Below are 14,989 nucleotides of genomic sequence, written 5' to 3' on the forward strand. Positions count from 1 at the left end.
CTTGAGCGTTAATAGGAGCTTCCAGCCTACCTTTCATCGCTCAAAGTTAAAGTTTGAATAACTGCTGTTAAGTCAGAGTTCGTCCTTGAAAAAACATTGAAATTATCAATATCGAAAATAATTATGTACCGCCTATGCACACGGCCGGTTCTGCTAACGCCGCACCACTTCAATCGGCAAGCAACCGGTGTTTCCGGTGGGTTGCAGGTACGGCGTCAGGATCGGCGCCATGCCCTTGAGCACTTGCACCGGCAGCGCTGAAGTGAACGTGAACGTTTCGGCGGAGCGACCCGGCACGAAGGCGGTGAGGGTGCCGAAATGGTGATCGCCGATGAAGAACACGAACGTCGCCGTACGATTGAGGGATTTCGAGCTGATGACCCGTCCACCGGAACCGATGGCTGAAATGCGGTTGTCGCCGGTGCCGGTCTTGCCGCCCATGGCCAGCGGCTTGCCATCGGGGAGGGTGAAGCTGCCTGAAACACGTCTCGCCGTACCTGCATCCACCACTTGCGACAAGGCTTCGCGCATGGCCGTGGCGACTTCGGATGGCATCACCCGCTTGCCCACTTCCGGATCATTGATCAACTTGGTTTCGTACGGTGTGTCCGCCGCGAAATGCAGCGTGTCGATGCGCAGTGTCGGCATGCGCACGCCATCGTTGAGAATGGTGCCGATCAACTCGCCCAGCGCCGCCGGACGGTCGCCGGAGCTGCCGAGAGCGGTGGCCAGCGACGGCACCAGGTGATCAAACGGGTAGCCGACTTGCTGCCAGCGCTGGTGAATGTCGAGGAACGCTTCGATCTCGAGCATTGTGCGAATGCGGCTGTCACGGGCGCCCTTGTGACGGCTTTTGAACAGCCAGCTATAGACTTCCTGGCGTTCGAAATGGCTGGCCTTGACGATCTGGTTCCACTTGGCGTCAGGGTTATTCAACAGGTAGCCCATCAGCCACAGGTCCAGTGGGTGAACCTTGGCGATGAAGCCCTGATCTGGCAGGTCGTAGGCACCGGGGCTGTAGTTTTCGTACAACCGTTTAAGGCGTTCGTCGGTGAGTTTTTCGTTAGGTTTTCCGGTGGGCTTGGGGCCTTTGAGATGCGAACGCACAAAGGTATTGAAGCTTTCCTGACTGGCCTGCGGCAGCAAATAACGGTGAATTGCCGCCAAGCGAATCGGCGTCGGGCGCGTGCTGTCGAGGAAGGTGTCGAGCCGCGCCTGAGTGTCCTTGTTTTTGTACTTTTTCCAGAACTTCAGCAGGAACGAGGTGCCTTCGCGATCGGCGAAATTGGCCAGGTATTCCTGACGTCGAGGGTCGCGGTCGTCCTTGAGCAGTTCGGCGCTGCTGTTGGGGCCGGAATACGTGGTGTAACGCACAAGGTCGCGCATCAACCGAACGAACGGCAGGTTGATGGATTCGCGCAGGGCATCGCGCAAGGTCGGTATGCGAGCGTTGTCTTCCTTGCGAAAGTTATGAAACACGTGCAACCCGCCACCGGTGAAAAACGCTTCGCCGGGGCTGGCCGAGTATTTGCGATCCAGGGCTGCGGCGAGCATGGCCGGCAGGTTGTGGTCTTTGTTCTCGATCAGGTAATCGACGGCCCAGCGGCTCAGGCGGTCCTGGTCAGGGACGTCGAGTTTTTTCAGTTCAGGGACTGTCATCCCGGCATATTTATCGTGCAATTCGGCGATGATTTGCAGGTAGGTGGTGAGCACGCGCATTTTTGCCGTGGAACCCAATTCCAGCTTGCTGCCTTCGTTGATGTCGAACGGCTGGTCGGTGCTGTCAGTCTGAATCCGCACGCGCGCGCCATCCGGTGTCAGTTCAAACAGGGTGAAGCTGTAGCGCACCTGGGTGGTGCTGGTGGGGGTGAGCAGGCGTTCGCCCATCAAGCCGATCTGCGTGGCAAACTCCGGATCGGCCAGATGCTTGAGGTACTCGGTGGCCTTGGATTGCAGGTCGCCTTGCAGGGTGCTGGTGGCGGACAGATCGAGGCGATCAAGGTCGTATAGCGGACGATTGAGCAACCCGCCCAGGCGGCTGCGCGCCACGCTGATGCCTTTGTTGGTTTCGATCGGTTGAATGGTTGGCTGGGTCTGCCAGTCGCGATAAGCGACGGTGCTGGCCAGCGCTGCCGCCGCGAATGGCGCATCGATCACGTTGTTCTGTGCCAGCAGCCGAATGTGGCTGTCGGTGAGGTCCGCCAGTTCATCACGGCCCTTGGTCAGGTAATGAGAAGGGCGGCGCTGCGCAATCATCAACGAGAGCATTTCACGCAGGGCCAAGCCCTTCGCGGCCATGGTCTTTGGATCCGTGGCGGTGCTGGCCAGTGTTTCGTTGGCCTTGTTGAAGTCGGCGCCGTACCAGACGCGCAACCCCTCTGCCATGCCATGCACTTCACCGTGGCCCGGCACGGCTGACAGCGGCACGCTGTTGAGGTAGTCGCGAACCACATTTTGCCGCGCCTCAAGGGTTTGCGGACCGGCCTGATACGCACGCACGGTGGCGGAAATCATCTGCCGGATTTTTTCCGCACCCGAGACAGTCAGGCCATCGGGCGAATGCCGGTACTTTTCAAGCTGAGTCGCCAGGGTACTGCCGCCCGCCGACTGGCCCGGCAGGTGAATCATTTTAGCCACCTGAGACCATGCGGCCATGCCGAAGCGCGGCCAGTCCACGGCGGGGTTGGCCAAGGGTTGTTTGGGGTCGAGCAGAAAGCGGTTCTCGATGAACAACAGGCTGTTGACCACCACCGGTGGAATCGATTCGAAGCTCGAATACAGCTGTTGTGGATATTTGAACTGGTACAGCGGTAATGCGCGGCAATCAGTGATCGACAGGCCAGCCTGGATTTTCTCCGAGTAAGGTACGAAAAGACCTTTGGCGCTGTAGTCCATCAGCTTTTCGGAGAAGCGGGTTTGGGCTGAAATTACATAGTCGCGCTTGAGTAACCGCGGCAGGAACTCGTTCAGTGAGCTGTAGCCCAGTCGCAAATCGAAAGGCCCGGCGCCAGGGTAACGAATGGCGTCGCTGGGACCCGGTTCCAGGGTGTAATTCAGAGACGCGGCGAACTTGCTGACTTCCCGCGCCTGAAACTTCGAGGTGCGCATTTCCTTGGCAGCAGCCAGTCCCACAACGATCACGATGATGAGCAACAGCAACCAAAACGCCTTCCAGCCGTGTTTGACACGGCTGCTACGTGGTTTTTCAGGTGATGGCGCTTCATCCACAGGTTCAGTCGGGACCACAGTTTTACTCGTATCGGTTTGCCACAAAGCGCCCATAGTCGATTGATCCATTTACGCAGATTTATCGGACTTGAGTGAAGCTTAGTCGGTGGTTGGCGATGGTGAAAAAATTGTGGGCATGGTTGTCGCCTATTTTTTCTGCCCCACACAAATCCTTGTAGCAGCTGCCGAAGGCTGCGTCCGGCTGCGAAGCAGTCGCCAATCCTGCAATCCCGATTTTTCCGGCAGGCCGCGGTGTCTGTTTTACGACTGCTTCGCAGCCGGACGCAGCCTTCGGCAGATGCTACGGGGGAGGGAGGTGTGGTCGGTTAAGAAGCTTGATATAGAGCTGTCGAGCGGTAAATAAGGTCCCTGCAAGTGCATGACGGTGCACCAATGCTGTGCAATACTCGGCGCCGTTTTCTGTAACGGGTGAAATCACTTTCAGCCAGTTAAAGTCTCTCCGTAAATCGCGCTTTTGCCCAGAGTTGTGGCTGCAATTTGTTATTTATAGAGTGAAAACGCCTGCTCAATGCTTTTTATACTGCACGACCTGCTGATCCTGGAGGTTTTGTCCTACAGGACGGTCCTGCTCACGAAGTGGACCGGTATCAGGCAAGCAATGGCTTATCGGTCAGCGCTTCGACACTCGGTGGTCATATCCAATAACAAGACGAGGATGTCCCCTATGCCAGTCGGCAATCACCTGCCCCACGGCGAGACCGCTCAAGGCGGCCCGCTGAAACGCGAACTCGGCGAACGGCATATTCGCTTGATGGCACTCGGCGCCTGTATCGGCGTCGGTCTGTTTCTCGGATCGGCCAAGGCCATCGAAATGGCCGGCCCAGCCATCATGCTGTCGTACATCATCGGCGGTCTGGCGATCCTGGTGATCATGCGTGCCCTCGGCGAGATGGCCGTGCACAACCCGGTCGCCGGCTCTTTCAGCCGTTACGCTCAAGACTACCTCGGCCCCTTGGCGGGCTTTCTGACCGGCTGGAACTATTGGTTCTTGTGGCTGGTGACTTGCGTCGCGGAAATCACGGCGGTGGCGGTGTACATGGGCGTCTGGTTCCCCGACGTACCGCGTTGGATCTGGGCGCTGTCGGCGTTGATCAGCATGGGCACCATCAACCTGATCAACGTGAAAGCCTTCGGTGAATTCGAATTCTGGTTCGCCCTGATCAAGATCATCACCATCGTAGCGATGGTCATTGGTGGTATCGGCGTAATCGCGTTCGGCTTCGGTAACGACGGTGTAGCATTGGGGATTTCCAATCTATGGACCCACGGCGGCTTCATGCCCAACGGCGTGCAAGGCGTGTTGATGTCCCTGCAAATGGTCATGTTCGCCTACCTCGGTGTCGAGATGATCGGCCTGACTGCCGGCGAAGCCAAGAACCCGCAGAAGACCATCCCGGATGCCATCGGCTCGGTGTTCTGGCGGATTCTGCTGTTCTACGTCGGCGCGCTGTTCGTGATCCTGTCGATCTACCCGTGGAACGAAATCGGCACCCAGGGCAGTCCGTTTGTGATGACCTTTGAGCGTCTGGGCATCAAGACTGCTGCCGGTATCATCAACTTCGTGGTGATCACGGCCGCGCTGTCGTCCTGCAACGGCGGCATCTTCAGTACCGGGCGCATGCTCTACAGCCTGGCGCAGAATGGTCAGGCCCCAGCCGGTTTCGCCAAGACGTCGAGCAACGGCGTACCGCGTCGTGCTTTGCTGCTGTCGATGGGGGCGCTGCTGCTGGGCGTGTTGCTCAACTATTTGGTGCCGGAGAAGGTTTTCGTCTGGGTCACCGCGATTGCCACCTTCGGCGCAATCTGGACCTGGGTGATGATCCTGCTGGCCCAGCTCAAATTCCGCCAGGGCTTGAGCGCCAGCGAGCGTGCCGGCCTCAAATACAAGATGTGGCTGTACCCGGTCAGTTCGTACCTGGCGCTGGCGTTCCTGGTGTTGGTGGTTGGGCTGATGGCGTACTTTCCGGACACTCGCGTGGCGTTGTACGTGGGACCGGCATTCCTGGTGCTGCTGACAGTGTTGTTTTATGTGTTCAAGCTGCAACCGAACACTGTGTCGCACGGTGCGGTGCGTTCGACTACGTAAGGTGCAGGGTTTGAAATGCAAAAAGCCCCGGTCGAGATGACCGGGGCTTTTTGGTTTCAGGCGACAGCGATGTGCGGTGAGCGATTCAAGCGTTTATTGAACTCCAGCCAGACCGCCAACAACCCCATCAACCCGGCCCCCACCAGTGCGGTGAAGAGTTGCATGGCAAACGCATCGTCGGTCAAGGCGTTGACCATGTCCGCCAACGGCGCCAGCAACACACCGAGGCAGAACACTTCCAGCGAAAAACGCCCCATGCGCGAGCATTGCCGGGCCATCCAGTTTTGCGTCCAGCCGGTGTCCGGCAACAGTTTCGCAGTGACGTACGCCAGGGCCAGAAAGTGCAGCAAGCGCACCGGCGACAGGTCGGTTTTGCTTATCGGGTAGAGCAGGTTGTTCAGCAGGGTCGGCATCAGCGCGTCATGTATGTCCGGCCATCGCCACGAAACAGTAATCACCCCGGCAGCCACCACGTAAATCGCCGCACAGACAAACAACGGCTGGCACAGCAGGGGACGAGCCTCTGTCACCCGTGGCCTTTGCCCGTGAATTGCAGCGGCGCCGCCGAGTACAAACAGCAGTTGCCAGGTGATGGGGTTGAAGTACCACACGCCGTCTTTGATCGCGGCCAGGTTCCAGCCAAACGACGGCGCCAGCAAGTAAACGCTCAATGACACCGCTACCACCGCCCAGGTCTTGCGCACCAGCATTGGCAGCACCAGCGGCAACCCGGCCAGCAGCACGATATACAGCGGCAACGGATCCATCAGGTTCGGTTTGAAGCGCAACAATAATTCATCCGTCAACGCTTGCTGCGGGTTGGTGATGAAGTGGAGCATGCCCATTTCCTCGACCAGATCGCGGGTTTCCACATGGCTGTTGGCAAAGAACACGATGCCCATCAGCATCGCCAGCAGGAAAATATGCACCACATACAGCACCCAGACGCGGCGCAGGATTTTTACGCAGGTTCTCAGATAACCATCGCGCGCTAAGGCCTTGCCATAGACCAGGACCGCCGCGTAGCCCGCCAGAAATACAAAGACCTCTGCTGCATCGCTGAAGCCGAAATTGCGCAGGGTGATTTGACCCAGGGGGTTTTGGGGCACGTGATCCCAGAAAATGAAGATCAGTGCCAGACCACGGAAAAAATCGATTCGGTGGTCGCGTTCAGTCGTCATGGCAGCGGGCTCTTGAACGGTGTTTGTAGGAGGAGCGGGCGGCGTCACAAAAGATTGCGCGGCGCACGCGGCGGCGCAGGTTGCAGGGATTCACCAGCAATTGCAAAAGGGGGAGGTTGCGGGATATTTCTACGCATCGCCGAAGGTCAACCGCTTGCCTGAAAGCCCGGCAGCTTTACGATTTCTTACTGCGTCGGAATCGTAAACGAGCAAGTCAAAATGACCGTTGGTCTGGAATGGTGCGCTACCTGTCAGCTCTGACAGTAGACGCGTGCCTTGCGCTGACTTTAGGTTGACACCTGAAAGAGCGGCTGGCCAAGGAACGGACATGAAAGCCTTATGGAAAGAGTTTTCCACTTACGCGGTGGTTGGCGTGGCCAATACACTGATTCATTGGCAACTGTTTTATGTACTGCGCACCGCCGCCGAATGGACCCAGGCCGCTAGTAACGTTTCGGCGTTTTGTGTGGCTGCGGCGTTCTCTTTGTATGTGCATGCGCTGTACACATTCGACGCCAAATATTCGGTGCTTCGTTACCTGGTGTATCTCTGTTTCATGGGGGTGATGAGTTTCGTTGTCGGCCATTTCGCTGATGTCTGGAACATTCACGGGTTGGTGACCGTCGCGTCATTCTCGCTCCTGAGCCTGATTTGCGGGTGGCTCTTTTCGAGATTTTTTCTGCTCGGCGATCATCAGCCATGAAGGTTTTTCAGCGCGCAACGCGCCCACTGAAACAACTCAAGGCGCCGTCTCGACCGTTTGTTGTCGATCTGGATGGAACGCTTCTAAGGTCCGATCTTCTGTTCGAATGCGCCATGGCTTTTGTCCGTCGCCAGCCGTGGCGCTGGATACAGCCTTTGGTTTGGCTATGTCGTGGCAAAGCTTTTTTGAAAGAGCAATTGGCGAAGGCAACAGTTATCGACGTCACCCTGCTGCCCTACGACCCCGATGTGCTGGCCATGATCGAGGCGCAGCGCAAGGAAGGGCGGAAAATTGTATTGGCCACCGCCAGTCATCACTCCTTGGCGTTGCGTGTTGCCGAGCATCTGAAGGTGTTTGATGACGTGCTGGCCACAAGCCTTGAATGCAATCTGTCAGGTACACACAAGCGCGATTTGTTGGTGACGTTGTACGGTGAGAGAGGCTTTGATTACGCTGGCAATGCTTTTGAAGATCTGTCGATCTGGCGCGCGGCCGAACGCGCCTATGTCGTCAACCCGTTGCCGGGCGTCGAACACGCCACTAAAAGCCTGGTAAACGTCGAACAAGTGGTTCGCGCCGGCGCGACGAATCTCAGGGATTGGTACAAGGCGTTTCGTATCCATCAATGGGCAAAAAACACCCTGATTTTTGTGCCTTTGCTGGCCGCACACCAGCTCGGCACTCCGCTCTTGGGGGATTCAGTCATTTCTGAATATCGATCTGATCGATAAGAGCCGCATAGCGACGCGCGGCTGTTATCGATTTGGTTTACGCAGCCTCCTCATTCGGCTCAAAACTATCCGCCCGTGCCATCTGCCACATCCGTGAGTAGAACTCGCCGTTCACTTCTCCAGTGAGCAACTCCCCCGGTTTGGCCCAGTCGGCGCCTATGGCCAGGACACTGGCGATGTCGAAGGCGCTGACGATCTTGCCGCTGGCTCCTGGCTCGTTTGCAAAGGGGCGGGCAACGTTCACGGCACTTGCTCTTTTTCGATTCAAACTTGAACGGAATGGGACATCAGTCGTTTTTTGTCTTCATGTTTTTGCTTGGCCCGGGGAAGGGCGTTGATGCAGTAGTTGACATAGTAGAAGCCGAAAAGCCCCGTATAGACCAGGCTCATCCGCAGTTCGAAATTGTGTTCAGCCAAGGCATAGGCTCGTAGCACTCTTCGAGCTCGGAAGCACCAGAGGAGAGATAGCAACATCAGCAACAGGAGCAAGATGCCGCTGGCGATGAGGGTGTATGGATGGTTCACCGTACTGAGATTTCCGACAACGCCGATGATAATCAGGTACCAGACAAGGAACGTCGTACTCATGGTTTTGATTCGAGTGACCTCTTCAAGTGCGTTAAAGGTTTTGTACAGCCAGATATTCAGATAAAGACCACCCGTAGCCAACCCCAATAAAAACAGGTGAAACGTCTTTGTATTGATTTTTTCTTTTAGCGTTGAGATGTCGGACATACCGGGGGCTCCATTGGCTGCGAGATGGGCGAGTGACCGTTGATAAACGGGACGACCACGCTATCAAACTCGGACGTGGGAAATTTCCGAGCCGGTAAGTGGATAGCTCCTGTTGTTCACGCGATCCGGATGTCAGCCTTGTAATGCCCGTCTGATGACGGGCCCCTGGGGAGCATGGGATCCTTGCGGTTTTTACCCAAGGCCCTTTCTGATCCATGACACTTCCATCCGCTGATACACCGCGCCTCATCCGCATCGCCGCCGCCCTGTTGATAGGCCCCGACGGCCGCACATTGCTAGTGCGCAAGCGCGGCACCCAGGCCTTCATGCAGCCGGGCGGCAAGATCGAAGCCCGTGAACAACCGGTACACGCGCTGGCCCGAGAGCTGGAAGAGGAACTGGGTCTGGTCATCGATCCAGCGCACGCCCGTTACCTTGGGCAATTCTCGGCACCGGCCGCCAACGAGCCGGGATTTGTCGTACACGCCGAACTGTTTTTGCTGACCATCGACATCGACGTCACCCCGGCAGCCGAGATCGAAGAAGTGATCTGGATTGACCCGGCCACCGATGGCGATGTCACGCTGGCGCCATTGACACGGGACCTGATCCTGCCGTTTTATCGAGCATCGCTGACCGAACCTGCCTGATCATTACCGGACGAAGGATTGCTCATGATCCCGCTTCAAGACCTGCTGATTTTTGCTGCCGCCGCGTTGCTTATGGTGCTGACGCCGGGGCCGAACATGATCTACCTGATCTCCCGTTCCATCTGCCAGGGGCGTAAGGCTGGCGTGACGTCATTGCTGGGTGTGGTCGCGGGGTTCTTCGTGCACTTGTTCGCCGCTGCGGCCGGCCTGACCGCAGTGTTCCTGGCGGTGCCGATGGCCTACGAAGTATTGAAATGGGCGGGGGCATTGTACTTGCTGTGGCTGGCCTGGCAGGCAGTCAAACCCGGTGCGCGTTCACCGTTTGAGCCGCAGCAATTGCCGCCGGACTCATCGCGCAGACTGATCACCATGGGCTTTCTCACCAGCGCGTTGAACCCGAAGATCGCGGTTTTTTACCTGTCGGTGTTTCCGCAGTTCATCAACCCTGAACATGGCTCGGTATTCAGCCAAAGCTTCATCCTTGGCCTGACGCAGATCAGCGTCAGCTTCTGCGTCAACCTGCTGATCGCGCTGTTCGCGGCGGGCATCGCGTCCTGGTTCGTCAACAACCCGACCTGGCTGGCGGCACAGCGTTATGTCATGGGAGGTGTGTTGGCGGCGCTGGCGGTGCGGCTGATGCTTGAGCAACGCAGGACGGCGTGAACATGTGGATTGAACGGCTTGATGCCAGTCATGCCCTGGCGTACCGGGAATTGATGCTCGAAGCCTACGACCTGCATCCGCACGCCTTCACTTCAAGTGTGCGCGAACGCGCCGCGATGCCGCTGAGTTGGTGGGAAAAGCGCCTGACCAGCCAGCTGGATGTAGTGTTTGGGGCGTTTGAAGGAGGCAAGTTGGCGGGCATTGTCGGTCTCGCTTTCGAGCCTCGGGAAAAGGCCCGGCACAAGGCGATACTATTTGGCATGTACGTGTCGGCCACGGTTCGCCAACGCGGGGTGGGGCATGAGTTGGTACAAACGGCGTTGGCCGAAGCACGCAATCATCCGGGGCTCAAGATCATTCAACTGACCGTCACCGCCGGCAACGAGGCAGCGTTCAGTCTCTATCAGCGCTGCGGTTTCATCCAGTTCGGCCTGGAACCGCTGGCGGTGCGGGTGGGTGAAGACTACTTCGACAAAATCCATATGTGGCGTGAAATCTGAACCCACCGAAATACCCTGTGGGAGCGGCGGTGCGGCGATCCGACTTGCCCGCGATGGCGTCGCCAGATCCAACATTTATCTAACAAACATACCGCTATCGCGGGCAAGTCGGATCGCCGCACCGTCGCTCCCACAGGGATCGTGTTGTGTTATCTGACTGCGCTCACGCCATCCAGCGTCGAGAACGACGTGTCTTTAGCCGTCAGCAAGAAATCGCGCATATACGGCGCATCCAGCATGTCCGCGCGAATCCCCGCGTACAGCGTCGCAAACAAGCCTTTCTCACCCAGTCGCTTGGCCTTCACGTAACCGCGCGAGCTGTACTCATGCAGCGCCCAATGCGGCATGCCGCACACGCCGCGTCCACTGGCCACCAGTTGCATCATCATCACCGTCAGTTCCGAAGTGCGGACCTGCGCCGGTTCGATATCGGCGGGTTCGAGGAAACGGGTGAAAATGTCCAGCCGATCACGTTCCACCGGGTACGTGATCAAGGTTTCCGTGAGCAGATCTTCCGGCACGATGTACGCCTTGCTCGCCAACCGGTGCTGGTTGGCCACCGCCAGCATGGCTTCATAGGTGAACAGTGGCACATAGGTAATGCCGGCGATGTCCAGCGGATCAGAGGTCACTACCAAGTCCAGATCGCCACGGGCCAGCGCCGGCAGCGGCGCAAAGGAAAAACCCGAGGCCAGGTCGAGTTCGACTTCCGGCCAGGCATCGCGGAACTGGTCGATGGTCGGCATCAGCCACTGGAAGCAACTGTGGCACTCGATCGCCATGTGCAAGCGCCCGGCCGTGCCGCCGGCCAAACGCGCGATGTCACGCTCGGCACCGCGCAGCAGTGGCAGGGTCGCGTCGGCCAGTTGCAGCAGGCGCAAACCGGCGCTGGTGAAGCGCACTGGCTTGGTCTTGCGCACGAACAACGGCATGCCCATGCGCTCCTCCAGTTCCTTGAACTGGTGGGAGAGGGCCGATTGCGTCAGGTGCAGACGGTCGGCGGCATCGACCAGGCTGTCGGCTTCGCGCAAGGCGTGCAGGGTCTTGAGGTGACGGATTTCAAGCACCGGAGGGCTCCATGAGGAAAACTTGTGATCAACACGAAAAGGTTGAGTTTGTCTCATGATGGGTTAGCTGTCGACAATAGCGCCATGTTTACAGCAATCTTTTACAGAGAGAACTCACCATGGCGCTGGCCCATACACTTGGTTTCCCACGCATCGGCGCGGACCGCGAACTGAAAACAGCCCTCGAAGCCTACTGGAAGGGCGATCTCGATCAGGACGCGCTGTACAGCGTTGGCCGCCAATTGCGCGCCACCCATTGGCAGTTGCAGAAAGACGCCGGAATCGACCTGCTGCCGGTCGGCGATTTCGCCTGGTACGACCAGGTGCTGACCCATTCCCTGACCTTCGGCGTGGTCCCCGAGCGTTTCGACAGCGCAAAGGACGCCAACGGCCGGCCGACCCTCGACACCCTGTTCGCCATGGCCCGAGGCGCCGTAGCGACCTGCTGTGGCGGCGAACACGGCCCAGCGCAATACGCCCAGGAACTGACCAAGTGGTTCGACACCAACTACCACTACCTGGTCCCGGAATTCAGCGCTGACCAAACATTCAAACTGAGCTGGGAACAACTGTTCGATGAAGTCGACGAAGCCAGGGCTCTCGGTCATAACGTCAAGCCGGTGATCATCGGCCCGCTGACTTATCTGTGGCTGGGCAAGGCTAAAGGCAACGACTTCGACAAACTCGACCTGCTGGAACGCCTGCTGCCGGTGTACAACGAAATTCTCATGCACCTTGCCGCTCAAGGCGTGGAATGGGTGCAGATCGACGAGCCGATCCTGACCCTCGACCTGCCGCAAGCCTGGAAAAATGCGTTCGAACGGGCCTATCACATCCTTCAATACTCACCGCTGAAAAAACTGGTGGCGACCTACTTCAGTGGTCTGGAAGACAACCTCGGCCTGGCCGTTGGCTTGCCGGTGCAAGGCCTGCACATCGACGCCGTACGCGCGCCGGATCAACTCGGCCAGGTGCTGGATCGCCTGCCAACCTACAAGATTCTCTCGGTCGGTCTCGTCAATGGTCGCAACGTTTGGCGCTGTGAACTGGAGCAAGTGTTGGCGCAACTGCAACCGGCCCAGGAACGTTTCGGCGACAACCTTTGGGTCAGCAGTTCCTGCTCGCTCTTACACAGCCCGGTGGACCTGGAGCGCGAAGACAAACTCGACCCTGAACTGAAAAGCTGGCTGGCCTTTGCCGTGCAGAAGTGTGGCGAGATCGCCGTATTGCGCGACGCCCTCAACGATCCGCAATCGCCCAAAGTGCAAGCCGCCCTGGCCGAGAGCCGAGCGATCCAGGTCAGTCGTGCCGAATCGCCGCGCATCCATAAAGCGCAAGTTCAGGCACGCATCAACGCCATCGGCGCAGCAGACAGCCAACGCCAGTCGCCGTTTGCCCAGCGCATCGAACAGCAGCGTGCATGCCTGAAACTGCCGGCATTCCCGACCACTACCATCGGCTCATTCCCGCAGACCGGTTCGATCCGTCTGGCGCGTCAGGCATTCAAGCAAGGCAAGCTGTCGGCCAACGATTACACCGATGCCATGCACAGCGAAATCCGCCACGCCGTGAAAATACAGGAACGCCTTGGACTGGACGTGTTGGTGCACGGAGAAGCCGAACGCAATGACATGGTCGAATACTTCGCCGAACAGTTGGACGGCTACCTGTTCACCCGTTTCGGCTGGGTGCAGAGCTACGGTTCGCGCTGCGTGAAACCGGCGATTATCTACGGCGACCTCAGCCGTCCGAAGGCGATGACGGTCGACTGGATCACTTATGCACAGGGCCTGACTGACAAGGTCATGAAAGGCATGCTGACCGGTCCCGTGACCATGCTGATGTGGTCGTTCCCCCGTGAAGACGTGTCGCGCAAAATCCAGGCGCAGCAGTTGGCGCTGGCCCTGCGTGACGAAGTGGTGGACCTGGAAAACGCCGGCATCAAGATCGTGCAGATCGACGAAGCCGCGTTCCGCGAAGGCTTGCCGTTGCGCCGGGCGCAATGGCAGGAATACCTGGACTGGGCGGTGGAAGCCTTCCGTTTGAGCGCCTCCGGTGTACGTGACGAAACCCAGATCCACACCCACATGTGCTACAGCGAATTCAATGACGTGATTAAGTCCATCGCGGCGATGGATGCCGACGTGATCACCCTCGAAACCTCGCGTTCGGACATGGAGTTGCTGGAAGCCTTCGAAGCTTTCGACTACCCGAACGACATTGGCCCAGGCGTCTACGACATCCACTCGCCACGGGTGCCGGACACGGGCGAGATGGTCAAGTTGATGAGCAAAGCCGTGAAACGGATTCCGGCCGAGCGCTTGTGGGTGAATCCGGATTGCGGATTGAAAACCCGGGCGTGGCCTGAGACTGAAGCGGCGCTGGTCAACATGGTCGCGGCGGCACGGCAACTGCGCAGTCAGTTGGCATAAGGAGCCCAAAACGGGAGCGGAAACACCGCTCCCGTTTTGCGTTTTAAAGCGGGTCGAAATGTTGAAGGACTGCTGATTTCTTGCCGATGTCGGCGTAAGGCAGGTCGGCGTTATCGGCGTGAGTCAGAAACCGGTGCTCCGGCAGTTTCAGATGGGCCTTTTCAAATTCACCGAATGCAGGGGCTGCCTTGCTGTAGTGAAAATGGGCATACCACATCACCTTGGGCGGTGTTTGCGTCAGGTCTCGCACCTCGTATTCCTGCAGGTAGTCGGTGCGTCCGTCCGCACGTTTACCCAGATTTTCCATCGGTTTTTGCTTGTGGATATCAACGATTTTCTTCTGCGCGGAATTTTGCTTCATGAGGTAATCCAGCATGCCATCGGTGGGGTTTCGACTTTTCATCGAGTACTCGATACGCAGCGTCCGTCCGATGTCGGTCAGTTCTGTAGACTTGTCACGCAGTTGCTGGATGAGCGCGTTAGTGGGTTGAAGATCTTCGATCGTCAGGGCGCGCCGGCCGAGTTCGGCGGCCTCGCTGAGCATCATGTGTTCCAGGTCAACGGGCAGCATGTCCTGCTGGGCATAGGCCTCGACGCGGGTCTTGTACGCCGCTTGAGCAGCGAGTCGGCTACGGGCATCGGCCGTTAACGCTCCGAGGTCTCTGTGCGCGGGGTGAACCCCCTGTTCCTGAGGATTCAGCAGGCGAAACTTGCCGTTTGTCCCTTGCTCCCAAACCTCCTCGAATCCGCCCTGGCCTGTCAGGGTGTATTGGCGCTTTTGGGTCGTCGGTTCCCAGCGCTCTTCCCCGATCAGCAATTGATCGTCTTCGGTGGTGAACACTTTTTTGCTGCGCTTTCCGGCAGGAAGCGCTGACACCGGCTGATCGATAGCCTTGCGTGCCCGTTCGGCCATTTTCTCGATACCCAGCAGCAGTGGTCCCACAGCGTCCAGATGGAAGTGCTGGGGATAGCTGGCGGTCCAGGCATTCATA

General features: G+C 58.1%; 11 protein-coding genes and 1 pseudogene. 7 read left to right on the forward strand and 5 right to left on the reverse strand.

The genetic code is table 11. From position 1 onward, the window contains the following. Nucleotides 1-153: 153 nt before the first annotated feature. Complete coding sequence (locus J2Y56_RS05420) at nucleotides 154-3,282, reverse strand: transglycosylase domain-containing protein (protein WP_310349086.1); 3,129 nt, start codon at nucleotides 3,280-3,282, stop codon at nucleotides 154-156. A 631-nt stretch (nucleotides 3,283-3,913) separates the two neighbouring features. On the opposite strand from J2Y56_RS05420, the gene J2Y56_RS05425 reads away from it, so the two are divergent. Next, the gene (locus J2Y56_RS05425) at nucleotides 3,914-5,335 is read left to right on the forward strand and encodes an amino acid permease (RefSeq protein ID WP_007944911.1); all 1,422 of its coding nucleotides are present in this window, start codon (nucleotides 3,914-3,916) and stop codon (nucleotides 5,333-5,335) included. A 56-nt stretch (nucleotides 5,336-5,391) separates the two neighbouring features. Here J2Y56_RS05425 and J2Y56_RS05430 read toward each other — a convergent pair whose 3' ends face one another. Then, nucleotides 5,392-6,516 carry an OpgC domain-containing protein gene (locus J2Y56_RS05430; RefSeq protein WP_310349092.1) on the reverse strand — a complete coding sequence of 375 codons (1,125 nt, stop codon included), beginning with the start codon at nucleotides 6,514-6,516 and terminating at the stop codon, nucleotides 5,392-5,394. A gap of 328 nt (nucleotides 6,517-6,844) precedes the next feature. Between J2Y56_RS05430 and J2Y56_RS05435 the strand changes: the two genes are divergently transcribed. Together J2Y56_RS05435 and J2Y56_RS05440 are read left to right on the forward strand one after the other, a co-directional pair. Continuing rightward, nucleotides 6,845-7,219: a GtrA family protein gene (locus J2Y56_RS05435; RefSeq protein ID WP_007944914.1), complete on the forward strand. Its 375-nt coding sequence runs from the start codon at nucleotides 6,845-6,847 to the stop codon at nucleotides 7,217-7,219. Next, nucleotides 7,216-7,950, forward strand: coding sequence for a haloacid dehalogenase-like hydrolase (locus J2Y56_RS05440; protein ID WP_310349095.1), 735 nt, complete (start codon nucleotides 7,216-7,218; stop codon nucleotides 7,948-7,950). Before J2Y56_RS05435 ends, J2Y56_RS05440 begins: the two co-directional genes overlap by 4 nt. Before the next feature lie 37 nt (nucleotides 7,951-7,987). Here J2Y56_RS05440 and J2Y56_RS05445 read toward each other — a convergent pair. Further along, nucleotides 7,988-8,161: pseudogene (locus J2Y56_RS05445) on the reverse strand (hypothetical protein); the annotation flags it as partial. A gap of 53 nt (nucleotides 8,162-8,214) precedes the next feature. Then, the gene (locus tag J2Y56_RS05450; protein ID WP_007944918.1) at nucleotides 8,215-8,685 is read right to left on the reverse strand and encodes a hypothetical protein; all 471 of its coding nucleotides are present in this window, start codon (nucleotides 8,683-8,685) and stop codon (nucleotides 8,215-8,217) included. Nucleotides 8,686-8,900: 215 nt separating this feature from the next. Here J2Y56_RS05450 and J2Y56_RS05455 point away from each other — a divergent pair, with 215 nt between their 5' ends. The 3 genes from J2Y56_RS05455 to J2Y56_RS05465 are packed head-to-tail and all read left to right on the forward strand — an operon-like array spanning nucleotide 8,901 to nucleotide 10,498. After that, nucleotides 8,901-9,335 carry an NUDIX domain-containing protein gene (locus J2Y56_RS05455; protein WP_007944919.1) on the forward strand — a complete coding sequence of 145 codons (435 nt, stop codon included), beginning with the start codon at nucleotides 8,901-8,903 and terminating at the stop codon, nucleotides 9,333-9,335. Nucleotides 9,336-9,359: 24 nt separating this feature from the next. Then, complete coding sequence (locus tag J2Y56_RS05460) at nucleotides 9,360-9,998, forward strand: LysE family translocator (RefSeq protein WP_310349098.1); 639 nt, start codon at nucleotides 9,360-9,362, stop codon at nucleotides 9,996-9,998. A 2-nt stretch (nucleotides 9,999-10,000) separates the two neighbouring features. Next, entirely contained in the window at nucleotides 10,001-10,498 is a 498-nt protein-coding gene (locus J2Y56_RS05465) for a GNAT family N-acetyltransferase (RefSeq protein WP_310349101.1), read from the forward strand. 149 nt (nucleotides 10,499-10,647) lie between these two features. On the opposite strand, the gene metR is transcribed toward J2Y56_RS05465, so the two are convergent. Then, nucleotides 10,648-11,565, reverse strand: a complete 918-nt coding sequence (metR, locus tag J2Y56_RS05470) for a transcriptional regulator MetR (RefSeq protein WP_007944922.1) — start codon at nucleotides 11,563-11,565, stop codon at nucleotides 10,648-10,650. Nucleotides 11,566-11,684: 119 nt separating this feature from the next. On the opposite strand from metR, the gene metE reads away from it, so the two are divergent. Further along, nucleotides 11,685-13,997, forward strand: a complete 2,313-nt coding sequence (gene metE, locus J2Y56_RS05475; RefSeq protein WP_310349103.1) for a 5-methyltetrahydropteroyltriglutamate--homocysteine S-methyltransferase — start codon at nucleotides 11,685-11,687, stop codon at nucleotides 13,995-13,997. Nucleotides 13,998-14,989: the final 992 nt, after the last annotated feature.

This window comes from Pseudomonas sp. BE134 (assembly GCF_031456105.1).
Classification (GTDB): Bacteria; Pseudomonadota; Gammaproteobacteria; order Pseudomonadales; family Pseudomonadaceae; genus Aquipseudomonas.